The 25504-nt window shown below is 40.3% G+C and carries 20 protein-coding genes, 2 tRNA genes and 1 other RNA gene; 16 read left to right on the forward strand and 7 right to left on the reverse strand.

Going from position 1 to position 25504, the window contains the following annotated elements:
• Positions 1–15 precede the first annotated feature (15 nt).
• The 5 genes from ACVWYN_RS10910 to ACVWYN_RS10930 form a co-directional block, all read right to left on the reverse strand.
• Entirely contained in the window at positions 16–723 is a 708-nt protein-coding gene (locus tag ACVWYN_RS10910) for a Mu transposase domain-containing protein (protein ID WP_457288892.1), read from the reverse strand.
• Complete coding sequence (istA, locus tag ACVWYN_RS10915; RefSeq protein WP_457288893.1) at positions 720–1565, reverse strand: IS21 family transposase; 846 nt, start codon at positions 1563–1565, stop codon at positions 720–722. The genes ACVWYN_RS10910 and istA overlap by 4 nt, the downstream gene beginning before the upstream one ends.
• Before the next feature lie 131 nt (positions 1566–1696).
• Positions 1697–1912, reverse strand: a complete 216-nt coding sequence (locus ACVWYN_RS10920) for a hypothetical protein (protein ID WP_457288894.1) — start codon at positions 1910–1912, stop codon at positions 1697–1699.
• Between the two features lie 182 nt (positions 1913–2094).
• Positions 2095–2168: transfer RNA gene (locus ACVWYN_RS10925), tRNA-Ile, on the reverse strand.
• 74 nt (positions 2169–2242) lie between these two features.
• Positions 2243–2351, reverse strand: a tRNA-Ile gene (locus tag ACVWYN_RS10930).
• A gap of 52 nt (positions 2352–2403) precedes the next feature.
• Between ACVWYN_RS10930 and ACVWYN_RS10935 the strand changes: the two genes are divergently transcribed.
• Complete coding sequence (locus ACVWYN_RS10935) at positions 2404–3054, forward strand: HAD family hydrolase (RefSeq protein ID WP_457288895.1); 651 nt, start codon at positions 2404–2406, stop codon at positions 3052–3054.
• A gap of 16 nt (positions 3055–3070) precedes the next feature.
• On the opposite strand, the gene ACVWYN_RS10940 is transcribed toward ACVWYN_RS10935, so the two are convergent.
• A complete protein-coding gene (locus tag ACVWYN_RS10940; RefSeq protein WP_457288896.1) occupies positions 3071–4255 on the reverse strand; it encodes a proline dehydrogenase family protein in 1185 nt (394 codons plus the stop codon).
• An 87-nt stretch (positions 4256–4342) separates the two neighbouring features.
• On the opposite strand from ACVWYN_RS10940, the gene ACVWYN_RS10945 reads away from it, so the two are divergent.
• The 6 genes from ACVWYN_RS10945 to aroC all read left to right on the forward strand — a co-directional run bounded on the left by ACVWYN_RS10945 (position 4343) and on the right by aroC (position 10333).
• On the forward strand, positions 4343–4549 hold the full coding sequence (locus ACVWYN_RS10945) for an RNA-binding S4 domain-containing protein (protein ID WP_457288897.1): 207 nt from the start codon (positions 4343–4345) through the stop codon (positions 4547–4549).
• Positions 4549–5622: a 3-dehydroquinate synthase gene (gene aroB / locus ACVWYN_RS10950; RefSeq protein ID WP_457288898.1), complete on the forward strand. Its 1074-nt coding sequence runs from the start codon at positions 4549–4551 to the stop codon at positions 5620–5622. Before ACVWYN_RS10945 ends, aroB begins: the two co-directional genes overlap by 1 nt.
• A gap of 306 nt (positions 5623–5928) precedes the next feature.
• Positions 5929–6762 carry a prephenate dehydratase gene (locus ACVWYN_RS10955; RefSeq protein ID WP_457288899.1) on the forward strand — a complete coding sequence of 278 codons (834 nt, stop codon included), beginning with the start codon at positions 5929–5931 and terminating at the stop codon, positions 6760–6762.
• 47 nt (positions 6763–6809) lie between these two features.
• The gene (locus tag ACVWYN_RS10960) at positions 6810–7952 is read left to right on the forward strand and encodes a chorismate mutase (protein ID WP_457288900.1); all 1143 of its coding nucleotides are present in this window, start codon (positions 6810–6812) and stop codon (positions 7950–7952) included.
• A gap of 22 nt (positions 7953–7974) precedes the next feature.
• Entirely contained in the window at positions 7975–9240 is a 1266-nt protein-coding gene (locus ACVWYN_RS10965; RefSeq protein WP_457288901.1) for a 3-phosphoshikimate 1-carboxyvinyltransferase, read from the forward strand.
• A 1-nt stretch (position 9241) separates the two neighbouring features.
• Positions 9242–10333: a chorismate synthase gene (aroC, locus tag ACVWYN_RS10970; RefSeq protein ID WP_457288902.1), complete on the forward strand. Its 1092-nt coding sequence runs from the start codon at positions 9242–9244 to the stop codon at positions 10331–10333.
• A 17-nt stretch (positions 10334–10350) separates the two neighbouring features.
• Here aroC and ACVWYN_RS10975 read toward each other — a convergent pair whose 3' ends face one another.
• Entirely contained in the window at positions 10351–12774 is a 2424-nt protein-coding gene (locus ACVWYN_RS10975; protein WP_457288903.1) for an alpha-ketoacid dehydrogenase subunit alpha/beta, read from the reverse strand.
• A 129-nt stretch (positions 12775–12903) separates the two neighbouring features.
• Between ACVWYN_RS10975 and ACVWYN_RS10980 the strand changes: the two genes are divergently transcribed.
• The 9 genes from ACVWYN_RS10980 to ACVWYN_RS11020 all read left to right on the forward strand — a co-directional run bounded on the left by ACVWYN_RS10980 (position 12904) and on the right by ACVWYN_RS11020 (position 24841).
• Positions 12904–13305 (forward strand): DUF1573 domain-containing protein, encoded by a 402-nt coding sequence (locus tag ACVWYN_RS10980; RefSeq protein WP_457288904.1) that lies wholly within the window; start codon positions 12904–12906, stop codon positions 13303–13305.
• Between the two features lie 62 nt (positions 13306–13367).
• Positions 13368–14570 carry a pyridoxal phosphate-dependent aminotransferase gene (locus ACVWYN_RS10985; protein ID WP_457288905.1) on the forward strand — a complete coding sequence of 401 codons (1203 nt, stop codon included), beginning with the start codon at positions 13368–13370 and terminating at the stop codon, positions 14568–14570.
• Between the two features lie 30 nt (positions 14571–14600).
• Positions 14601–14966: a transfer-messenger RNA gene (gene ssrA, locus ACVWYN_RS10990) on the forward strand.
• 297 nt (positions 14967–15263) lie between these two features.
• The gene (locus ACVWYN_RS10995) at positions 15264–15824 is read left to right on the forward strand and encodes an RNA polymerase sigma factor (RefSeq protein ID WP_457288906.1); all 561 of its coding nucleotides are present in this window, start codon (positions 15264–15266) and stop codon (positions 15822–15824) included.
• 22 nt (positions 15825–15846) lie between these two features.
• Positions 15847–16860 (forward strand): FecR family protein, encoded by a 1014-nt coding sequence (locus ACVWYN_RS11000; RefSeq protein ID WP_457288907.1) that lies wholly within the window; start codon positions 15847–15849, stop codon positions 16858–16860.
• A gap of 105 nt (positions 16861–16965) precedes the next feature.
• The gene (locus tag ACVWYN_RS11005) at positions 16966–20505 is read left to right on the forward strand and encodes a SusC/RagA family TonB-linked outer membrane protein (RefSeq protein ID WP_457288908.1); all 3540 of its coding nucleotides are present in this window, start codon (positions 16966–16968) and stop codon (positions 20503–20505) included.
• Positions 20506–20516: 11 nt separating this feature from the next.
• The gene (locus ACVWYN_RS11010; RefSeq protein WP_457288909.1) at positions 20517–22292 is read left to right on the forward strand and encodes a RagB/SusD family nutrient uptake outer membrane protein; all 1776 of its coding nucleotides are present in this window, start codon (positions 20517–20519) and stop codon (positions 22290–22292) included.
• Between the two features lie 56 nt (positions 22293–22348).
• The gene (locus tag ACVWYN_RS11015) at positions 22349–23254 is read left to right on the forward strand and encodes a metallophosphoesterase family protein (protein ID WP_457288910.1); all 906 of its coding nucleotides are present in this window, start codon (positions 22349–22351) and stop codon (positions 23252–23254) included.
• A gap of 420 nt (positions 23255–23674) precedes the next feature.
• On the forward strand, positions 23675–24841 hold the full coding sequence (locus ACVWYN_RS11020) for an IPT/TIG domain-containing protein (protein ID WP_457288911.1): 1167 nt from the start codon (positions 23675–23677) through the stop codon (positions 24839–24841).
• The last annotated feature ends 663 nt before the right edge of the window (positions 24842–25504 follow it).

Below are 25504 nucleotides of genomic sequence, written 5' to 3' on the forward strand. Positions count from 1 at the left end.
TTTATAAAAGTGCAACTATTGGTAATAATCTTCTCCGCGGATATTATCGTGGCTTGGCATAGGTAATTCATCTGCGAACAGACTTTCCTCATAGTTGTCCATGTTGTTTTCCAGAATAGATTGTATGGTTTTATAATTATAAATGCCATACCCTAATGCCCTTCTGCAGGCAATCGCAAGCCTGTCATTACCGGCCTTTTTTGCAAAGCTTAGAATGCCTAAACAGGATTTATAGGCTTGTTCAGGATGTTGTTTTCGGTCAAGGATCTTTAAGATATATAACCTTACATCTTCATGGATTGAATTTGCCCATTCCAGGAATTTATCAGGGGTCCAGTCTGTCATAAAACGGTGGGTACTGGCCATGTGATCTTTATCGGTGGTGTAATTATACGGGATCTTCACACGCTGATGTAGTGCAATTCTTTCGTAATTGGAATATATCTCTACGATAGATCTTGAAAAAAGCAGTTTTACACGTTTCCCAATAAACCGGTAAGGGACACTATAATAATGCTTGTCTATGCTCAAACTTACATGCCCGTTCTTCATCACCTTGGCATGGGACTGTCGCTTGAACTCATAGCGCAGTACAGGCAAAGGGGCCAATACCCCACGTTCGATTTCCTCAAACTGTAACCTGCGGCTATAATTGCGCCCTTTCAACAATAAACTGTTATGTAGCTCAAGCTCTCTATGGATAGCAGCATTAAGTTCGCTCAAGGAATGATAGACGGCTCTTTTACTGGTATATAAATACGGCTGTAAATGATTTTTACAGCACCTTCAACCAGTGCTTTATCACGTGGGCGATAGGCCCTTGCCGGTAATATTGTGGTCCCATAATGATCTGCAAAGTCCGCAAATGTCTCATTAAGTTTAGGCTCATAGCGGTTACTCTTAGTGACAGCGGCTTTCAGATTATCGGGGACAATGGCACCAGGTACACCTCCAATGTAGTAAAGTGTATTCTCACAGGCACTAATAAAGTCCTCTTTTTGCTGACTGCATACTGCTTCTACATAGGTTAGCTGACTAGCCCCAAGAATTGCTACAAACACTTCAGTAGCAATGACCTCGCCGGTTTCCTTATCTACAAAGCTTAGTTTTTCCCCCGCAAAATCTACATAGAGCTTGTCCCCAAACTTGTGTTCCATATGCATCACCGGGTTTACCCTGGCTTTCCATTGGGTATAATAAAAGCAAAATTGACTATACTGGTAACCTTCGGGAAATTCTTTAAGATAAGCTTCCCATAATATTTGACGGGTCATTCCAGTACGCTTAAGCTCTTTGTCTACCTGGGGAAAACAACGTTGCATAGCCTGCATACGGCTATTAGGAGTATGTTCTTTACTTTTACCAAAGAAATCCTCCAGTTCCTTATCATTTAAAGCATTGACTTCTTCAAAGCTGAAACCACTGCTTTTAAAGGAGGAAACATACTTCTTTACTGTATTTCGAGAGGCATCAGTTTGAACAGCAATAAACATTATGCTGCGCTGCTGATGGTACATCCTGAGGATCTGTCTTATCTTACTCATGCTGATCGTAATGTTAGCCATGCTTTTGAAGGTTTTATTCCTCCAAATGTATGGTGGCTTCTACAACATATTCTGCATCTCAGGGGTGGTCAGTTTGACCCGGAATACACCGGTCAATTTCCACCGGAATCGATGGTCAGCTTAAAACGGAATCACATGGTCAAATTCAACAGAATCTCCAGGTCATCGATCAGATCGATTACAAAATTGTCTTTGATCTTCAGTTTTGCCGTTAATTGTTTCTTGACCACATAGTGATTAGTGTCAATAAACTTTCTTTGGTCTTTGTGATGGACACAGATTTTTACGTTGTAAGTACCATCTGCTTTCTTGTGGTGTTCATAAACTTTCGCGCTTACAGTTGCCATAATTTCCTTTTTAGCACGCAAAAATTTCCGTTACGTATTTGTTACGGTTTTGCGTAGAGTTTAACAAAAAATTATGTAAAACCTGCTTTAAAGGGTGTTCCTCAAAGCATGATTGCTGACGGTAATCAGCATCAGAAAAACAAAAAACCGCCTCCGAATTTCTTCGTTAGACGGTTTTTTAGTGGGCCCAGCTGGGCTCGAACCAGCGACCAAGAGATTATGAGTCTCCTACTCTAACCAACTGAGCTATAGGCCCTTACGCATTTTTTTGCTGTCTGCGTGAGACAAATTTAGACAAATTTTTCGTGCTTTTACATCTTTTTCTTTCTTTGGAGGACCCCCAAAGATTTTCAAAAATACCCAGCTTAAAAAGCTTGTTTTCAATTCTTTAGCTCAATGATTATGAGTCTTCTACTCTAACCAGCTGAGCTAATGGCCCTGAAAAATCTATTAGATTTTGCGAGTGCAATGTTACATATTTGTATTCAATTATGGAAACAGTTTTAGCACAAAAAATAAAAAACATTATTTTCGATTATGGCAATGTTATCTTCGAAATAAACTTTAAAAAGACGCAAGATGCACTTGCACAACTAGGTATACCTAATATAGAATCGTTTTTTGGTCATAAAGGTCATGATGAATTATTTTCAAAATTAGAGACTGGCTCCATCACTCCTGTCGAATTTAGAACGGGCATTAGGAAAGCCGCAAGTAATGAATCATTAACAGATGAACAAATTGATAACGCATGGAACAGCATATTTGTAAGTATACCCAAAAATGTGAATGAAACACTACTAGAAGCAAAGGGTAAATACCGCACCTTCCTATTGAGTAACACCAACGAAATTCACTACAACTATTTTACCGACTATATAAAGAAGGAATTTGGTATGGAAAGCAATGATGAACTGTTTGAAAAGGTTTACTATTCTCAACAGATGTTAATGAGGAAGCCTGATATAGAGATCTTTAAAAAGGTAATTGATGAAAATAACCTGATACCGCAGGAAACTTTATTTATAGACGATAGTCCGCAGCACCTAGTCGGTGCCCAAAAGGCAGGATTAAATGTTTTATTAATGGACAGACACCCTAAAGAGCTGAAAGCCTTCTTGGTGGATCATGGATTACTATAATCGATAAAAAATATTATTATATCCGCCTGCGGCGTTTTTCCTTTATGATTAAACCTAACTCCCGACTGGTTTGTCCGGCTATCGAGGTATTCTCCTGCGCTCTCCTGAATAAGTATGGCATTACCGCTTTAATAGGCCCATACGGAACATATTTGGCTACATTGTAACCAGCATCAGACAAGTTAAAGCTTAGGTTATCACTCATGCCCAACAATTGTGCAAAATACACATGGGGATGATTATGAGGTACATTATTGGCATCCAACAGTTCAGCCAATAGCTTACTGCTGGTTTCATTATGGGTGCCACATACAAAAGCTATTTCATTAATATTTGACATGCAATACCTTAATGACGCATCATAATCATCGTCTGAAGCTTGTTTGGTAGGTTGTATTGGCGATGGATATCCCATTTCGGCGGCACGCTTGCGTTCCTTTTCCATATATGCGCCTCTAACCATTTTTACGCCGAGGATAAAACCTTCGGCTTTGGAAATTAGGTGATCAGATTTCAGATCAGCTAATTTATCATGCCTATACATTTGATAAGTATTGTAAACAATAATACCTTCTTTATTAAATTTACGCATCATTTCAAGCGCAAGCTGATCAATGGTATTCTGAATCCATGTTTCTTCGGCATCAATCATAATGGGCACTTTGTTGTCAAATGCTTTAAGGCAAATCGCCGCACACCTGGCTTTTACTTTTTCAAACTCTACAAGCTCTGCAACAGTCGCTTCCTTCTTTGTATCCAATTTTTCAAACAAGCCAAAGCGCCCTATCCCGGTAATTTTAAATACAGTGATCGGTATTCTCTTATCGTCGGCAGCACGCTCAATGGTCCTAATAATCTCTTGACAAGTAAAATCGAATACAGCTTCCTCATCTTCGCCCTCTACAGAATAATCCAGAATGGTACCCACTTTCCCAGAATCTAGTTGTGCAATGGTATGCTCGCACTCTCCTATTGTTTCTCCCCCACAAAAATGCTTAAATATGGTAGCTTTAATTAAGCCTTTTATCGGTAAACCAATGTTGAGGAAGAAATTGGTAACCGGCGGACCAACCTTTGTCAGGAAATTGCTGCTAATGATCTTAAACAACCAGAATGCGGCACTAAGTTCTCCATCAGACTTGTTTTTGAAGGCAATTTCTGTATTATCAAAGTTTAATTCTTTCCCTGGCGACACTTTCATCAATAGAGTTTTTTATTTAGCAAAAATAGGCAATCCGTAGTCATCCATGGTAAAACACTTTATAAATAATTGTAAGTTTGCCATAAGATGATAGAATTTAAATTAGAAGGCGAATTTATTCCTCTAATCCAGCTACTAAAAGCTACCGGATCAGTTCAAAGTGGTGGAGAAGCCCAAACCGTTGTAGAGGACGGATTAGTCAAATACAATGGAAAAGTAGATTACCGCAAGCGCTTAAAGGTACGTGTAGGTGACATTATTGATTTTATGGGGCAAAAAATAAAGGTTATTTAATGGAGACAATTAATAGTGCCGGCCATAATATTTACTTCGAAACAGGATTAAGCGCACTAGCAGAAACTATAAATGAAGATAAGTACAGCAAGATCTTTGTATTTGTAGACCGCAATACCGCAGAATTTTGTTTGCCGCTTTTTCAGCAAATGCTGGAAGATTATAATGGGTTTGACCTGATAGAAACCGATCCTGGAGAAGAAAATAAGAACATCGATTTTTGCATCGGAATATGGAAGACCCTGCTCGATTTTGAAGCCGATAGGAAATGTTTAATGATTAATCTTGGTGGCGGTGTTATTACTGACATGGGTGGCTTTGTGGCTTCAACCTATAAAAGAGGAATTGATTTTATTAACATTCCTACCACACTTTTATCGCAGGTGGATGCCTCTGTAGGTGGGAAAACGGGTATAGACATAGATAATGTAAAAAACATGATAGGTACCTTTACCCTACCAAAGGCTGTATACATTGAAACAGAATTTTTGAAATCGCTCTCTTCAAGAGAACTGTTATCCGGCTTTGCCGAAATGATAAAACATGGTTTAATTGTTGATAAATCCTATTTCGATCAATTGCAAGAAGGCGATTACAGGCATATTGATGCCGCATTAATTTATCGGTCAGTAGCAATTAAAAACGAAGTAGTCACAGAAGATCCTTATGAAAGAGGTTTAAGAAAAATCTTGAACTATGGCCATACCATCGGCCATGCCGTAGAAACCTATTCTTTAATCAACGATAAAAAACCACTAAATCACGGAGAAGCAATTGCTATTGGAATGGTATGCGAAGCCTATTTATCAACGACCAACAACACGTTGACTGAGGCCGAGCTTAAAGAAATAACCACCTATTTACTTAAGCTTTATCCAAACTATCACATTAAAGAAAAAAGTTATAAAAAACTGTTAGCTTTTATGCAGAGCGACAAAAAGAACGAAGACGGACAAATCATGTTTTCTTTACTTAATAAAATTGGCTCCTGCGCCTACAACTGCAGAGTAACAGAGACGGCAATATTGGAAAGTCTTGATTACTTTAATTCACAGGCAATACAGGGTTATTAATCATTGGATTTTACCAATGTATCTGTGGATGTACAAAAACCCCCTAAAAGCCAAATTGCAAGTATAACAGTGCTACCAACAAACAATAAAATATTTTTTTAAATTAACTATTGACAAATTAAATTTTGTTAGTACATTTGTAAAAACGAAAAAAGAAAACATTGAAGAACGTTACAACATATTGGACTGGTTACTTTTATTACTACAGTAAGAGCCGGGGCTAGTGTGTAACATCATCAAATAAGATAAATGTATACGAAAGCCCCGGCCTAAAGCCGGGGCTTTTTTCGTTTAAAGCGTTATAACATGAAAAAAGAATTACGAGTAGCAATCCAGGGTATAAAAGCATCATTTCATGAAGAAGCTGCATTTAAGTTTTTTGGGACTGACATAAATACTATTGAATGCAACTCTTTTAAACAAACTTGCGATCGATTGCAAGCTAAGGAGGCCGATTATGTGATCATGGCTATTGAAAATTCTATAGCTGGAAGTCTGCTACCGAATTATACTTTAATCCGTGAATATAACTTTGCAGTTGTTGGAGAGGTTTACCTACCCATTCAATTACACTTAATGGCGTTACCGGGTGTAAAGTTTGAAGACATTAAATATGCTACCTCTCATCCTATTGCAATTCGCCAGTGTATTGATTTCTTTGATGCATTTCCTCAGATACAAGTAATTGAAGGAAGCGATACTGCTGCTTGTGCTAAAAAAATAAGAGATGAGCAGCTTAATGACACCGTAGCAATTGCTAATACGCTTGCTGCAGAAATCTATGGGTTAAACATCATTGAACGACGTATTGAATCCAATAAAAAAAATTATACCCGTTTTCTTATCCTTAAAGAAGAAAAAACAGAGGAAATTGAAGCAATTAACAAAGCGTCTATTGTATTCCAGGTAGGCAACCATGTTGGCGCGCTTTCTAAGGTGCTCAATATTTTTGCAGAACAACAAGTTAACCTAACTAAAATACAAAGCATGCCTGTTCTTGGTAAAAGAAGTGAATACTATTTCTATGTAGACATGGAATGGTCTAATACTGAAGGATACGACAAGGCCGTAAGACAAGCACTTAAATACACCGTAAACTTTAACATCATGGGTGAGTATCAGAAGAACGATAAGGTTTAACTGAGAATCCCGCTAATTAAAATATTAACAAGACAAACCCCAAAACAATGAAATTACAATTAAACATTCAGCCGTTAAACACCTGGCTAGACATCAAAAATGAACCTTTGATCATCTCTGGACCGTGCAGTGCTGAAACAGAAGAGCAATTATTAACTACAGCTCATCTTTTGGCTGCAACTGGCAAAGTATCTGTGCTAAGAGCAGGTATCTGGAAACCACGTACCCGTCCGGGAGAGTTTGAAGGCATTGGAAGTATTGGCTTAGAGTGGTTGAAGAGGGCAAAAGCAGAAACAGGATTGCCTACTGCTGTTGAGGTTGCCAATGCGAAACATGTGGAAGAGGCTTTAGCTGCAGGTGTTGATATCCTTTGGATAGGCGCACGCTCTACAGTTAATCCGTTTACAGTTCAGGAAATTGCTGATGCTTTAAAAGGTGTTGATATTCCTGTATTGGTTAAAAACCCTGTAAATCCTGATTTGCAACTTTGGATTGGTGCTTTAGAGCGTATTAACGGAGCTGGTATTACTAAATTAGGTGCTATACACAGAGGCTTCTCTTCTTTCGAGAAAAGCTCTTTCCGTAATGAACCAATGTGGGAACTAGCTATCCAATTGAAAACTTTATGTCCGGAATTGCCTATCATTAATGATCCAAGTCATATATGTGGTAACAGGGAACTAATTCCTTATATCTCTCAAAAGGCACTTGATCTAGATATGCAAGGTTTGATGATTGAATCTCATGTTGATCCTTCAGTAGCATGGACTGATGCCAAACAACAGCTTACTCCTGCTGCCCTTTCAGAATTGGCAGATCGTTTAACCATTCGTGAGCCAGAGTCTGCCAACCCGGCGTTTACTGATCAATTGGCTGATTTGCGTAAGCAAATTGATAAAATTGACGATGTATTACTTCAAAAGTTAGGTGAGCGTATGGCTATCGTGAGTAAAATAGGCGAATTTAAACGTGATAACCAGGTAACTATCCTTCAAGTAAACCGTTGGGATGCTATCATACAAAAAGGTACTGCATTTGCAAAAGCTTTAAAATTGGATTTAAACTTTACTGAGAAATTTCTAGAATTGGTTCATGGTGAGTCTATCCGTAAACAAACAGAAATCATGAATGCCGGTAAGGCTGAAAAAGGAATTGCCGCTGAAGCACATGCTGAAGTAGTTAAACCATAATCTGAAAGCTTACAATATAAATATGAAGAATGCCCTTGTTTCCTTTAATGGCAACAAAGAAATTAATACGGAAATAACCCTAACAGGTTCAAAGAGCGAATGCAACAGGGCGCTAATTATTAGCGCATTAAGCAAAAAATCGGTAAAGCTAGACAACTTATCTGCAGCTGCCGATACCGTAACTTTAAACCGGATATTAAATGAGATCACGCAAAATAACCCACATCAGCAAACAGTTGATGTGGGGCCTGCGGGAACAGCCATGCGTTTTTTGACCGCATATTTATCCGCACAGCCTGGTAGTTTTTTATTAACAGGATCTGAAAGAATGAAACTACGCCCTATTGGTATTTTAGCAGAAGCGCTAAAAGCAATTGGAGCTGAATTGAGTTATGCCGGGCAGGAAGGCTATCCACCTCTTTTAATTACTGGACCATTGAAGCAATCAGCAGCATCGGTTAAAATTAAGGGAGATGTAAGCAGTCAGTATATTTCTGCTTTGTTAATGATAGCACCTACATTAGAACACGGACTTACCCTAGAAATAGAAGGTGAATTAACTTCGATCCCCTATGTAACCATGACACTGGATATGCTTGCGGAAGCAGGAATAAAGCACCAGTGGAATGGGGATAGCATTACTATTGCTGCGCAAGACTTTGATACTGCAACACTGGCAGTAGAGCCAGACTGGAGTGCAGCATCTTACTGGTATAGCATAGCTGCTTTAGCTATTAATGCGCGCATTGATCTTCATTATTTAAAGGAAAAAAGCTTGCAGGGCGATAGCAGGATTAGAGAAATTATGGTTGCTTTTGGCGTACAAACTTCAAAAACTGATAATGGAATTGCTTTACAGAGCGTAAATAAGCACTTTAGTAATGAGGTAATGAACTTGAAGGATTGTCCGGATTTAGCACAAACCATTATAGTTTGTGCAGCGGCATTGGGCAAAAATCTAAGTTTTACCGGTTTGGAAACGTTAAAAATAAAGGAGACAGATAGGATCCTGGCCTTACAAAATGAGCTGGCTAAGATTGGTGTTAAACTAACTGAAGATAACCTGATTTACACATTGAATTGTGATTCTTTAAAGTTCCCGGATCATGTTTCTTTTAAAACGTATGATGACCATAGAATGGCAATGGCATTTGCTCCACTTGCTTTAGTTATTAAAGAAGTTGAACTGGAAGAAATGGATGTAGTTGAAAAATCATATCCTGATTTCTGGAAAGATCTAATCATTGCAGGCTTTACAGTTACAGAACATTTACAAACAACAAATTAACATGGCAGGAAACTCATTTGGTCAATTATTTCGCATCAGTACCTTTGGCGAGTCGCACGGCATAGCCATAGGTGTTATACTAGATGGTTGTCCAGCCCAATTGCCAATCGACCTGGATTTTATCCAGTCCGAATTGGACAAACGCAAACCCGGACAATCCAAAATCACTACCCAGCGTAAGGAAAGCGATACTGTACAAATACTTTCGGGCGTATTTGAAGGCAAGTCAACAGGTACACCAATTGCCATGCTTATCCCTAATGAAGACCAGAGAAGTAAGGATTATAGTCACAATACCGATGTCTACCGTCCATCGCATGCAGACTATACTTATGATGCAAAATACGGAATACGCGATCATAGAGGCGGCGGCAGATCTTCTGCCCGTGAAACTGCGGCGAGGGTAGCTGCTGGTGCAATAGCAAAACTGTTATTAAAGTATCATGGTGTTGAAGTTTTTGCACATGTGTCTTCAGTAGGAAAAATCCAAGCCCCTAACCTAGCTAATGATACCATAGAAAACCTCTTAACTATAAGAGAAGAAAACATTGTTCGCTGTGCAGACCCTGCAACAGCAAACCAGATGATAGATTTTATAGACGGCATTAGAAAAGATGGAGATACAGTTGGTGGCAAAATCAGTTGCATCATCAGGAACTGTCCTGTAGGATTAGGTGAACCCGTATTTGATAAGCTACATGCTGATCTTGGCAAAGCAATGCTGAGTATTAATGCTGTGCATGGCTTTGAATATGGCTCTGGCTTTGGCGGCAGCGAAATGCTGGGGTCAGCTCATAATGATATATTCTTAGCTGGGGGAGATCAGCCAAAAACGCTGACAAATTTCTCTGGTGGTATACAAGGTGGTATTTCTAACGGCATGGAAATTAATTTCACTGTGGCCTTTAAACCTGTTGCCACAATTATGCACAACCAACAAACCATCAATGCTGCTGGAGAAGCTGCAGAAATAAAAGGTAAAGGAAGACATGATCCATGTGTGGTACCAAGAGCAGTAGTTATTGTAGAGGCAATGGCTGCACTGGTTTTGGCAGATCACCTTTTAAGAAACAAGACAAGCAGGTTGGGTTAATCCAAACTGCTTTTTTGCTAAAATATTGAAGGAAACTTAGCTGCATTGTGATCATGCATCATTTTGTAAACTGCTTCCACCACATCATCAACAGAAGGCTTGCTAAAATAATCACCATCAGAACCATAAGGAGTTCTGTGAGCCTTACCAGTTAACGTTCTAGGCTGACCATCCAAGTGATAATAACCATCCTGCTCTTCCAGAATATGCTGCATAATAAATGCCGCACCGCCACCTGGAACATCCTCATCAACCACCAGTAATTTATTTGTTTTCTTTAGCGACGAAGCACAGATTCTACCATTGTCGAATGGCAATAAGGTTTGAGGATCTATGATTTCAACAGAAATACCAAAGCTCAGTAACTCTGCTGCAGCCTCTTCCACAATCCTTAATGTAGAGCCGTAGGATACTACTGTGATGTCTGTTCCTTCACGTATTATCTCAGCCTGACCCAGTGGCACAATATATTCGCCTACGTTTTCTGGAAGCTTTTCTTTTAATCTATATCCATTTAAGCATTCTATAAGCAATGCGGGTTCGTCTGATCTGAATAAAGTGTTGTACATACCTGCAGCCTGTGTCATGTTACGAGGTACACAAATATGAAGACCCCTTAAGGAGCCCAATATCATGGACATAGGTGAGCCGGAATGCCATACCCCTTCTAATCTGTGTCCACGTGTCCTGATGATCAGGGGCGCTTTTTGTCCGGCTTTGGTACGGTAAGACAAGCTTGCCAGATCGTCACTTAAAACATTAAGCGTATAAAGCAGATAATCCATATATTGGATCTCAGCAATAGGCTTTAATCCACGTAAGGCAAGCCCTATACCCTGCCCGATAATTGTCATTTCTCTAATCCCGGTATCGCTGATTCTTAAATCGCCAAACTTAGCCTGTAAACCCGCAAAACCTTGGTTAACGTCACCAATGGCACCAAGATCTTCACCAAAGGCTACCAACCTCAAATCCCTCTTAAAATTAGCTTCAAAACAGGCATTTAATATTTCCCTGCCATCAACCATCTTACTATGATCGTTATATGCTGGTGCAACCGGCTCCAGTAAAAGCGGACTCTCTACACCATCCGTAAATAGCTTAGAGTTGTAACGCTCATTATTCAATTCATTCTGGGCAGCATACCATCTTAAAAGCTCATTTCTTTCATCAGTTTCCAGGCTGGCGGTAAGCCTCAATGCCCTTCTAACAGATGAAGTAACTTCTCTCCTTAGCGCATCAGGTGTAGATGCCAGTTTGGAAGCAATTTTAGAGATCTCAGCATTTCCTTTCGCAATAGCATTTATCATTCCGATTGCTTGTTCCTTTTCTTTCTGAATGCTTAGTAAAAATTCATTCCAAGCCTCGCGCTGCGTTTCTCTTACAAATGTTTTAGCGGTTTCTTCCAATTGGTTGAGTTCTTCATCAGTAGCAATGGCAGATTCCAGGATCCATTTGCGCATTTGCACATTACAATCGTACTCTTTTTCCCATTCCAAGCGCTCTATATCCTTATATCTCTCATGAGAACCAGAGGTAGAGTGTCCAAGAGGTTGTGTAACTTCGGTTACATGGATCATTACAGGTACATGTTCCGTACGGCAAACCTCTATGGCATACTGATACATTTCGCAAAGCGCAGGATAGTCCCATCCCCTTACTTTAAATATTTCGTAACCTGCTGCATGTTCGTCCCGTTGAAAACCTTTTAAGACCTCAGAAATATCTTCTTTAGTGGTTTGGTATTTTGCAGGAACGGATATTCCGTAAGCATCATCCCATATAGAAATTGCCATAGGAATCTGTAATACTCCCGCTGCATTTATTGCCTCAAAAAATACACCCTCTGCAGTTGATGCATTACCAATAGTACCGAATGCAACCTCATTACCCGATACAGAGAAATTAGTCAGGTAATCCAACTCTTTATTTTGTCTGTATAGTTTAGACGCATAAGCCAAACCAACAAGGCGTGCCATTTGTCCGCCTGTGGGTGAAATATCAGATGAACAGTTTTTAATTTGTGTCAGGTCTTTGAAACTACCGTCTTCGTTTATAGACCGTGTTGCAAAATGACAGTTCATTTGCCTGCCTCCTGAAGAAGGCTCGGCTTCTAAACTTGGGTTTGCGTAGAGCTGAGCAAAGAACTCTTTTAAAGTGCAGATCCCGGTTGCGAAAGCAAAAGTTTGATCTCTGTAATAACCTGAACGCCAGTCACCATTCTTAAATGCCTTAGCCATTGCAATCTGGGGAACTTCCTTACCATCACCAAAAATACCAAATTTAGCCTTTCCCGTTAGCACCTCTTTACGACCTAAAATACTTGCCTGCCTACTTTCAAAGGCAATCTTATAGTCGTTAATTACAATCGTTTTGAAATCATCAAAACTTAACTCAGAGGCATCAATAAGGTTAGTTGTAAATTTAACATCTGGCGTCATAAGCAAATTGGTTATATAGCAAAGATACACAAAATCTAAAATATGATTTTAATGTGGTTGGAATTTATATCTTGGAATACTTTTTGATTAACCATATAAAACATTAAATTTGTTTTAAAACCCGTTAACATGAAAAAGATCATTTTATTATTTACGCTTATTTTAGGTATTGGTGTTGCTGCAAATGCACAAACAGCTGCAGATTTTAAGTTTGACAAAGAGACTTATGATTTTGGAGATATACTGATGACTAAGCCTGCTTCTGTAGAGTTTAAATTTAAGAACATTGGAGATGCGCCATTGATCATTACGAACGTAAGTGCTTCATGTGGTTGTACAGTTCCTCAATGGACTAAGACACCTGTTAAAAAAGGTGAAACAGGTGTAATTACTGTAACTTATACTCCTAACCCTACACAAGCGTTACCATTTACTAAAACCGTTACCATTACTTCAAATGCAGCTATAAATCCTAAGGTACTTTATATTAAAGGAAAATCTGTTGCAACATTGCCTACGGCAACTAAGTAATCTTAAAAAGATATTCTAACAAAAAACCTCGTTAGTCAACGAGGTTTTTTTATTTTTGCGTTATGCCAAAGATTTCAGATAAAGGGGTTCAAATGCCCGCTTCTCCGATAAGGAAACTTACCCCATTTGCCGATAAAGCAAAGCTGGATGGCAAGAAAGTTTACCATCTTAATATTGGGCAGCCAGACATTGCCACACCAGAAGGGATGTTAAATGCCATCAAGAATATAAATTTCAATGTATGGGCATATACTCCCTCAGAAGGCACATTAAGTTACCGCACCAAACTTGCAGAATACTACAATAAACTAGGATACGGCATTACACCAGCAGACATTTTAGTAACTGTTGGCGGTTCTGAGGCAATTACTATTGCCATGCAAACCTGTGTTAGCGAAGGGGATGAGATTATTATACCGGAGCCTTTCTATGCCAATTACAATGGCTTTGCGTGCATGAGCAACGTGGTGATAAAACCTATAATATCTTATATTGAAACTGGATTTGCATTACCCCCTATTGCTGAATTTGAAAAACTAATCACAGAAAAAACAAAGGCAATCATCATTTGCAATCCTAATAACCCTACTGGGTATTTGTATTCAAGGGAAGAATTGGAAGCCTTAAAAGCATTGTGCCTCAAATACGATCTTTTCCTGTTCTCGGACGAAGCCTATAGAGAATTCTGTTACGATGGCCGGGAATTTATTTCACCAATGCATCTGGACGGCCTGGAACAAAACGTAGTGATTATAGATACCGTTTCTAAGCGTTACAGTGCCTGCGGAGCTCGTTTAGGCTGCCTTATTACCAAGAACAAAGACGTAATCCAATCAGGATTAAAGTTTGCACAAACAAGGTTAAGCCCTGGGATGGTTGAACAAATTGCGGGAACTGCGGCAGTTGACACACCTAATAGCTATTTTGAAGCTGTAAACAAAGAATATACTTTACGTAGAGATACGCTGGTTAAGCGCCTCAATGCTATTGATGGTGTATTTTGTCCTAATCCGGGTGGTGCGTTTTATGTTGTTGCAAAATTACCTATCGATGATGCTGATAAATTTTGTCAGTGGATATTGGAGCACTTCAGCAAAGATGGAGAAACTGTTATGATGGCGCCTGCTACAGGATTTTATTCCACTTATGGGTTAGGAAAAAAAGAAGTTCGTATAGCCTATGTTCTAAATACACAGGATCTTAACAAAGCTATGGACTGCCTAGAGGTTGCTTTGCAACAATATCCTGGTAGAAGTATGGCATAATTTTATTACTTTTGTACTTAACAAAAATACGGGGCCGTTTTGGATTTGACAGGGTGGAGGTACGTATGTTAGCATGTAGTGCGTTGTACGGAGAGCACTTAAAAGAGAACGTTCACACTTTGATTGGCGAAAATAACTACGCCTTAGCAGCCTAATTTAGAATTAGTTTGCTTTTGTCCCTCTGGCTGCCGCGATGTTAGGCTAGAATCTGGGGCATCGAAATAACAACGCTGGCATTTGTAAGGTGTGGTACAGATGCGAGATAAAGCACCTAAGGTGAAAGGTAAGGTCGGTTTCCAGCCCGCCAGATCCCGAAAATCAATTGGAAAATAAACATGTAGAAGGCATAATTTGCCACACAACTGGACAAGGGTTCGAACCCCTTCGGCTCCACCATACTGGACAGTCGGATAATTCCGATTCTGTCCAGTTCTTTTTTACAGCTAATCGCTTATTAATTAAAGAGATACAGCCTATGGTTTCATTGAGTCGATTAGTTCGATGTGATAAATCAGAAAAAACCAGATTTTGGGGGTGAATCGAACTAATTACAGTTATTTCAAGGTCTCCTATTGCCTCATAAATTTTCCATTACCACTTTGCTCTAGCATATCAACCAGCTAATGCTAATTAATATTTTGATAATATACATCTGGGTGTTTACATAGTGAATCTATCTAATTTTGCATCGCCATGCCCCCAATTCAACCAATATCCGATATTGAACTCTTAGCCTTGATCAGAGAGGGTGATACTGCTGCGTTTCGTATTTTGTATGACCGGCACTGGAAAGCCCTCTACATCAGGGCTTGCAAGAGTGTAAATGAGGATGAAGCGAAGGACATTGTGCAGGACGTAATGGTCTCTCTTTGGAACAGACGACACGAAATCAGCGTTGCAAAAGGCGATGAGATCCTTAGATATTTATTCACAGCAGTAAAATACCGGCTGATCAGCCATTATGCCTACACCAAGGCAAAAATAAAAAAAGAACTGCTGTTCGAGTTTGCTGAAACCATTACCCCCGATACCGTATTGGAAAATAAAGAACTCCGGATGCTCCTGGATTCGGCCATAGAGGAGATGCCCGGCCGCATGAAGCTGATATTCAAGATGAGCCGCGAAGAAAATATTTCATTATCAAACATAGCAATAGAGCTTAAAATATCTGATCAAACTGTAAAAAATACAGTTAGTGAAGCATTGAGGCGGCTCAGATCGTTCTTATCGGCCAACAGAAGAAATGGCTATTAAACAATTAACATAACCTTAACATTTGTCGATAGTACCAAAAACCTCCAGCTATGATATCCAATTAAAAGCATGGCATATGGATGGCTTTAGAATAAAGCAAATATTTAAAAGTTACCTCGAAGGGAAGTCTACTCCCAACGAAACAAAAAGTGTAGACGACTGGTATCGGAAGAATGATGCAAAGATCCATGTTCCCCTGACTGGGGATAAAGAAAAGGAAATACAAGAACAGATCTGGATGCAGATTGCACCGGAACTTCGGAATGACCAGGTACTCGTGCCTCGGCAACGACAAAAATCAACCTATAGCTGGATAAAAATTGCTGCGTCTGTATTGCTGGTATCAACTGCATGGCTTCTATGGTATAAACGTGACCAGCCCGTACCCAAACAGGTTATTGCGTATACAAATTTTTCTACATCAGCAGGAGAACGGAAAATGTTAATGCTTTCCGATGGCACATCATTGACACTGAACAGTGCATCCACTATTCGCGTTAGTACAGACTTCAGCACCAAAAGAAACGTCGAAATTCTTGATGGAGAAGTCTTTTTTAACGTCAAGCACGATGTAAAGAAGCCTTTTATTATAAAAAGCGGCGCGATGACCACACAGGTACTTGGCACCTCATTTAGCATCCTTGCGTATAAAGAACTGAATAAATTTTCTGTGGGTGTAACCAGTGGTAAAGTGGGTGTCATGATTGTAAATCATCCGGCAACCATGCTGGTTAACGGTAGACAACTGGTATATAATAGACGTAAGGATCGAATTGCAGTGGCACCGCTGGACCAACATCTGCTAGACTGGCAAAAGGGAACACTCATCTTAAACGACGTTTCGTTTGAAGAAATGGCTGTTCTGGTCCGCAAAAACTTTAATATCACGGTGAGCACCACTGATCAGCATTTAGCAAAACAGCACTTTACAGCGACCCTGAGAACATCTATGACCCCAGAACAGGCGGTGCAGGTGATTGCTGCCATCCATCAAAAAAGTATTAAAAAAAGGAGGCACACGATAGAAATATACTAACAACAACCAATAAAAAAAAGACAGTTGCTGAAACAACCGTCTTTCTAAAATGCCGCTGAAACGGCAATACTTAAAATCTTTCACAATTTAAAAGCAATACAATGTATGAAATTAAAATTTAACAACATTATCATTAAAACGATGAGGATCACTTTTATTCTGGTGAGTATTCTAACTTCTGCCGCCCTGATATTGCCCTCTTTAGCAAGCGAAGGGCAGTCTCTTGAAAAGCGGGTATCAGTAGTGTTTAAAAATGAGACGCTCGAATCCGCCCTGCTTGCCCTGCAAGAGCAAAGCCATATAAACTTTGCATATGACCGTCGCCTAATTAGTAAAATCAACGTTTCCGGAATGAGTTTCAAAGACGAAAGGCTGGAAAAAATCTTGAAAAAGCTATTCGAAAACCACGCACTTGGGTATAAAGAAGTGAACGGCATCGTGGTGATCAATGCACTGAGCAAAGAGGAACTGCGGCGCCAGCAACCGGGAAAATTAACAGGAAAAGTAGTTGACGACCAAAACCTTTCCCTGCCCGGAGCAATAATCCGTATTGTAGAACTCAATAGAAGCATACAAGTGGACGAAAACGGAACATATACCCTAAACATACCGGAGGGTATTTATACAGTTACCGCCAGCTATATCTCATACCAGACGCAGCAGTTTACAGACGTGAGCATCAAAGCCGGGCAAACTACCAGTTTGAATATGCAACTACTACCCAGTACAAACGGTCTTAATGAAGTGGTTGTGGTAGGTTACGGCACACAGAAAAAAATAAATCTGACTGGCGCCGTGAGCCAGGTAGACGGTAAAATTTTTGACGACAGGCCCGTAGCAGGGATAGCCCAGGCATTGCAGGGTACCGTACCCAATCTGAATATTACTTTCGGAGACGGACACCCAGGGAGTACCGGAAAATTTAATGTCCGGGGTTTTGCATCGATTACCAATGTGAGTGGTTCCCCACTGGTGCTAATTGATGGCGTGCCCGGTGACATCAATATGCTCAACCCGCACGATGTGGAATCGGTATCGGTATTAAAAGACGCTGCTTCTGCGGCCATCTACGGTGCCAGGGGAGCATTTGGTGTAGTACTCGTAACAACTAAAAAAGCGAAAGACGGGAAGCTGACTGTTAATTTTGGCAGCAACTACGGTCTTCAGCAGGTAACTACTAAAACCGATTTTATTACAGATGGATACGATCAGATGCGTCTTGTGGATGAAGCATTCTCCAGAAACGTAGGCAACAGCTACAGTGGGTATACCGCCGACGACTACGCTCAGCTGAAACTTAGACAAACCGATAAAAGCCTGCCCTCTGTAGTGGTTCAAAACCGCAACGGGCAAGACCAATATGTATATTACGGAAACACCAACTGGTGGGATTTTCTCTTTAAAGAGTCTACTCCTCAGATGGAAAACCATTTAAATATCACCGGTGGAAACGAAAAAGTTGATTTTCTCCTCTCCGGAAGATATTTCCGCCAGGAAGGCATTTACCAGTCCAACCTGCGCGAAGATATATACAATGCCTATAATTTTAGGGCAAAAGTGAATGCAAAACTCTCCAAATGGCTCACGGCGTACTCCAACACCCAGTTTGGAGCCAATGATTACGTTTGGCCGGGAAGAGGATATAACTCTAACAATCCCGGATTGTATAATCATGCTATGGCTGCCTACGTCCCTCAAAATCCGGACGGAACTTATACCCTTCGTACCAACCTTAACAATTACGGCGCCAATGAATATGCCATGTTGCAGGATGGCAAAACCTTTGGTGGCACAAAAAGTTACGATTTTAGAACAACGGCGGGGTTTATCGCCAACATTACCCAGGGGCTAAATTTAAACGCCAATTACACTTTTCAGCTTAGCCCCTACAGCGATTTCCAGCGCAGCACACTCATCCCCTGGTCTATCAACCCCGGCGTCATAAATTACGACGGTAATGATCAGCTAACGGAAAGCACTAAACTGGACCAGCATCATTCGGTAAACATTTTCGCTACTTACGAAGAAAAGGTAAGCGATCACAATTTTAAACTAACCGCCGGATATAACTACGAACTGCAGAAATACAAAAACAACTCTGTTATGCGTCAGAACCTGCTGTCTGAAGACCTGAACCAGATTGACCTGGGAACAGGTGTTCAACGCGCCACGGGAAATGCGAGTGAATGGGCCTTACTGGGTTATTTTGGGAGAATTAATTACGATTACAAGGGTAGGTACTTGTTTGAAGCCAACGGCCGTTATGATGGTACATCGAGATTTCCAACAAAGAGTCGTTTTGGGTTTTTCCCATCGGTTTCTGCAGGATGGCGAATCAGCGAAGAGCAATTCTTTCAGAAAGTTAAACCCATTATATCCGAATTTAAGTTAAGATCTTCATATGGAACGCTGGGTAACCAGGATGTTGGTGTAGGTGCCAGTAACCTCTACCCTTATATTGCCGTGATAAACGCTGCGCTTTCGAAATGGATCGTAAATGGTAATCAGGCTCAAACCCTGAGTTCGCCAAATCCGGTAGTTCCTGACTTTACTTGGGAAAAATCTACTTCTTTGGATTTTGGCACAGATATCTCTTTCCTTAACAACCGTTTTTCAAGTTCGTTCGACTGGTATTCGAGAAAAACTAAAGACATGCTAATCGATGGAAAAACCCTGCCTTCTGTATATGGTGCAGGATCTCCAAAACAAAATGCCGGTGACCTCCTTACCAAAGGCTGGGACCTCACCGTCAACTGGAAAGACAATGGTAAGCTGATGGGCAAACCTTTTGGTTACAACTTCGGCTTTGTTCTATCTGACTATACATCGAAGATTACCCGCTTTGATAATCCAAATAATCTGCTCAACAACTACTATGTTGGCCAGCAGCTCGGCGAAATATGGGGATACAGCATTGATGGCTATTTCAAATCGGATGAAGAAGCTAAAAACTGGAAGATTAACCAGGACTATGTAGACGGGCAACGCACAGGATCGCCAGGCGAATGGAGCCAGCTACATGCGGGTGATCTTAAGTTTAAGGACCTGAACGGAGATGGCGTAATTAATGACGGGAAAAACACCCTGAATGATCATGGTGACCTGCGTAAAATTGGAAACTCCCTGCCTCGTTTTTCTTATGGAATTAACGCTGCCTTTAATTGGAATAATTTTGACCTTTCCTTATTTTTTCAGGGCATAGGCAAGCAAAACTGGTATCCGAATACAGAAGCCGGAATGTTCTGGGGAACACTGGGCAGACCTTACTCTTCTTTTATCCCTGCAGATTACGAAAGTAAATTATGGACTCCACAGAATCCGGATTCTTACTTCCCCTTGAATAGGGGTTATGCTGCCTATTCAGGCGGGGAGCTATACTATAATAATGACAAGTATCTTCAGAACCTGGGTTATGTCAAGCTAAAAAATGTAACGCTGGGCTATAATCTTCCTTCTTCGATTGTGAAGAAATGGAAAATTGAGCGCGTGCGTTTTTTCTTTACCGGACAAAACCTGTTTACGCTGACCAAATTGAAAACAAAATATATCGATCCTGAAGCCATCACCCCTGATGCGTCCGATGTTGGCGGACGCTCCTATCCGTTTATGAAATCATATACTGCCGGGTTAGACATTACATTTTAATCTTCAAAATCATGAACAAACTCCTATATACAATAATAACTGCCATTCTGCTCTTGTCTGCCTGTAAAAAATCTCTGGATCTGCAGCCACTTTCACAAATTTCACCGGACAATAGTTTCGCCTCGGAGAATGAACTCCATTTATACGTTTTATCGTTTTACGATACTATGTTACCCACTGCCGATGGTGAAGACAGTGAATCTGTACCTGATAATTCTTTTACCAGTTTGTATGGTGAAAACAGTGACAACATTGCACTGAACGGAACCACTGATAAGGTCATTGGAAGGCGTACTGTTCCTGTAGCTGGCGGAGGCTGGAAATGGAAAAACTTACGGAACGTAAACTACTTCCTGCAGAATTACCGCCGAGGTGGAATCAGTTCTTCGATAAGTAATAAATATGCAGCTACCGCGAGATTCTTCAGGGCATACTTTTATTCCAATATGGTGACCCGATATGGGGATGTACCCTGGTACTCACAGCCGATTGAAACTACTGACGATGCGCAGCTGAAGAAAGGTCGCGATTCTCGCGTTCTGGTGATGGATTCGGTTTTAAATGATATAGACTTTGCCATAGCTAACTTACCTGCCAACCAATCGCCGGGTGAGGTAAACAAATGGACTGCACTGGCACTAAAATCAAGGCTATGCCTCTCGGAAGGGACTTTTAGGAAATATCATACTGAATTTGCACTTAAGGATGCCGAACGCTTTTTGCAGGCATCTGCAACTGCTGCTGAACAATTGATAGACCAGGGGCCCTATTCCTTATACACAAGTTCACCTGAAAAAGCCTATACAGACCTATTTCATGCTCTTGATGTAGTCGCTAATGAAGTAATACTGGCAAGGCAATACAGCAACTCCCTGCAGATTTTTCACAATGTGAACTACTATACGGTATCACCCTCATTCGGTAAACCAGGGCTGGAAAAGAAACTGGTAAACAGTTACCTGATGAAAGATGGTAGCCGTTTTACCGACCTGCCGGGCTATGCTACCAAACAGTTCCTGGAAGAAGTCAAAGACAGAGATCCACGTTTGTCGCAAACCGTTCGCACCCCCGGTTACAAACGTGTGGATGGTAATATTGTACTTGCGCCATCCTATGCAGGTACGGTGACCGGATATCAGCTGACCAAATTTGTAACTGCACAAGCTAATGACGCAAATGGTAAATCACCAACACCACTACCTATCTTCAGGCTTGCGGAGGCGATGCTGAACTTTGCTGAAGCTAAAGCTGAGCTTGGCACACTGACCCAAGCCGATCTGGATAAATCTATCGGGAAACTGCGCAGCCGTGTTGGTATGCCGAGCCTAAACTTAGCTGCTGCCAACAGCAACCCGGATCCATACCTGGCTGGGCAGTATACGCATGTAACCGGTCTTAACCGGGGCGTAGTCCTGGAAATCAGAAGGGAACGCCGCATTGAACTGGTGATGGAAGGTTTCCGTTGGAATGACCTGATGCGCTGGAAAGAAGGTCACCTGCTAACCGAACTCTTTAAAGGCGTTTATTTCCAAGGAGCAGGAAACTATGACCTGGATGGCGATGGTAAAACAGATCTTGTATTGTACAGTGGTATGCAGCCAAACGTTCCTGGTGCACAGTTCCTGAAGCTGGGTACCGATGTTACTCTAGAGCATGGTACTTCAGGTAATATTGTGATCAACCCTACTACGCCAAAATCATTCAATGAAAACAAGGATTATCTGTACCCTTTGCCAACGCAGGATCTTCTGCTCAACCCTAATTTGAAACAAAACCCCAACTGGTAATCCCTGCATCCAGCTGCGGAAACAACTGTAGCTGGATGTTTTATTAATATAAAAAGATGAATAGAAGAACTCTATTAAAAAACATGGGCGGCCTTACACTGGCCACGGCGCTGCCTGTGGAAAGTCTGTTAGCAGCAACAAGACCTATTTTACGTATTGCTCACCTTACCGATGTGCATTTGAAAAATGATTTGGGGGCACCCCGTAACTATGCCAAATGCCTTCACCATGTCCAGCAACAGTCGCCAAAAGTAGATTTGATCCTCAACGGCGGTGATGTGGTATTTGACATGAATAAAGAAAACCTGAGAACCATTGATGATCAGTGGAAATTAACGCACAGCATTATCAAAGCAGAATGTAGCCTTCCGGTGAAATACTGTTTGGGGAATCATGATATTTGGTGGAATGAAAACAGTAAGAATCGCACCTTTTATGGCAAGGAGTATTCGATGAATCAGCTTCAACTGAAAAAACCTTATTATAGTTTTCAGCAGGGCGGATGGAAATTCATCATACTGGACAGTGTACACCTGGATATCGATCAGACCTGGTACATCGGCAAATTGGGTGATGAGCAGTTTGACTGGCTCAAGAATGAACTGGAAGCTACTGACCAGCAAATGCCGGTTTTGATTCTGTCACATATTCCTATCCTAACAGCCACACTGATGATAGAAGACGATATCGTAAACAAATGGACGATGACGGGCGGCGACATGCATACAGATACAGCTAAAATCATCAAGCTGTTTTATCAGCATCCAAACGTAAAACTTTGTCTCAGCGGACATATCCATTTACGTGACAAAGTGGTCTATAACAACGTCACTTACATTTGTGACGGAGCAGTCAGCGGAGCCTGGTGGAAAGGGAATCGGCGGGAAACTGCACCTGGATATGGTTTGATTGACCTGTTTGCTGACGGTAAATTTGAAGAACGATATGTTAGCTATCAGTGATAGCGACTCCCTATTTAAGTAAAAACCCGATCAAAAAAGGGGTCGAAAATGACGGGCGCAAATTTTATAAAATTATTATACTTAAGAGTTTTAGATTGCTTGCTGTATTGCCATCTAGCTAACTGACCTTGCGTTATTAAATTCTGCATGTAGACTTGGGCAGGCAAAATCACTGTAAGCCTTATTCGGCTATCAATCGCAAATCAGTTAGGAAATAGTTCGAGATTTGTAAAGTTGCCACCACAAAAAAGGCTTCTAATTATTTTAGAGGCCTTTTTTTTATAATCTTTTACCTTATTTAATCAATGTTATACCTCTTGATACTTCCTTTTGCGGATTAAAAACTTTCATCATTTGCATTTCTACGTGTTAACAATTACTTTTAGATATTAAGATCAACCTGATATAATTTTTATTTTTATGATTTACGCTCCTTCAAAACACAATCTGCTTGCGCGAGGATTTCTATTTATCGTTTTTATTTTTTTTGCTCAAAGTTGCGGTAAAACTGATAAACTACTACCCAATGAAAAGAAACCGTCCGAAATAGAAACGCCCACACTTGAACCAGGAGTTGTAAGCCCTATGTCAGGAAAGACAGGTGATATAATAAAAATCGCCGGAAACTTCATGTCTTCAAAAGTGGATGATATTACTGTAATGATGGGCAACGTCAAAGCAAAGGTCGTTTCATTTTCTAACACACAAATTGAAGCGGAGCTTCCCAAAGGCATTTTAGCGTATCATGGCGACAAAATTCCTTTAACTGTTTCAGACAAGACCAAAAGTGTAATCGTAACTAATGACTTCATTATAAAAGCAAACGTGAGAGACTTCACTCCTAAAAAAGGTCCTTTAAACACTGAAATCACCTTTATCGGAGATAACATTAATGAAACCAGCTTTATAGCCTTATACGGTGTTAGAATTGGTGATAAAAATGCGATGTCATTTGGAAATAACCCATTCCGCTGGCCTGTGCCAATGGATGTTAGCACAGCGGTTGCTGCTGTTTCGATAGGCTTTACTGACAATACTACTCAGAAAATTGGAGATTTTATCATTACCCCACCAATTATAACCGCCATTAACACACAAATTATCAACGGAAATAGATTTATGGTATTAGAAGGTTCAGATATACCTACATTAAGTTCAATAGACCGTAGATTTCCTTATGCGAAATTAGGAAATGTAGAAATACCTATTATTGTGAACTGGGATGGAATCAAGTTTACTCTCCCAGCTGACATGGAATCAGGCGAATGGGATTTCATCCTGTTTGCGGGACCTTTCGGTGTGAAGTCCTTTCAAAAAGTCCTTATACCTTCGCATGAGATTACCAACATAAGTCCATCAACAATTAAACCCGGAGAAGGAATAAATGTTTTTGCCGGATTTTTAGCTTACACATCATACGAATTTTATCTGAATGGCGAGCCGATGGGACAGAACCCTCGCAATTCAAAAGATGGTGTAGTGTTTTTTGGCACGCCAAGCAACATTTCTCCTGGAATATATTCGCTATCTTATAGAATAGGCGATAAATTTTATTTATCACCTGTTAAGCTAACTATTATTAAGTAGAATAATGTATATGAAAATATTAAATAGATTGGACAGCAAGCGCTTCTACCGAGCCCATGTTCCCATTGGGTTTCTATCTTTACCCAATCATTACTGCTGTCCATAACTCTTACTTTTGTGCCCTCATGAACAATAAACAATGTTTTTTTGCTTTTCATTAGGCGCACTTTCACATTAACTTTACCATTAAAAATAATTCCCTCTTTATGAGTGGAAAAATAATTATCCAAATTACGGTTAGTCCGACATAAAAGGATATCCTATTAACTACAAACTGAAGCGAAAAAAGGCACATGATCAGCAATACAAATCCGAGCAGGAAAAATACAATACCTAACGCTGACCATCCTTATATACTTAAAGTAGTGATGAAACCTATCCATCATTTCTTAAGAAAAAACTCAGGAACTGTCTTAATTTTGGCCGCTATTTTAAGATTGGCTAAACGCAGATTCATTTGATCACCAGTATTGCAAAGTTTACTACAAAACCAGCAGCCCTTGCTATTTGAACAAATGATTTATCCTTCCTTGCAAAAAATCGTAAGCGAAATAGTTACAGAATCTATTAACCTGAGTTCGATTTAAAAAAGTGTTATTTGTGTTGAAGCATCAGTTTGATATTTGATTGCTGGTTTTTTCGGAAAGAAGCTATAGGCGATTA

Source organism: Pedobacter sp. UYP24 (assembly GCF_054057295.1).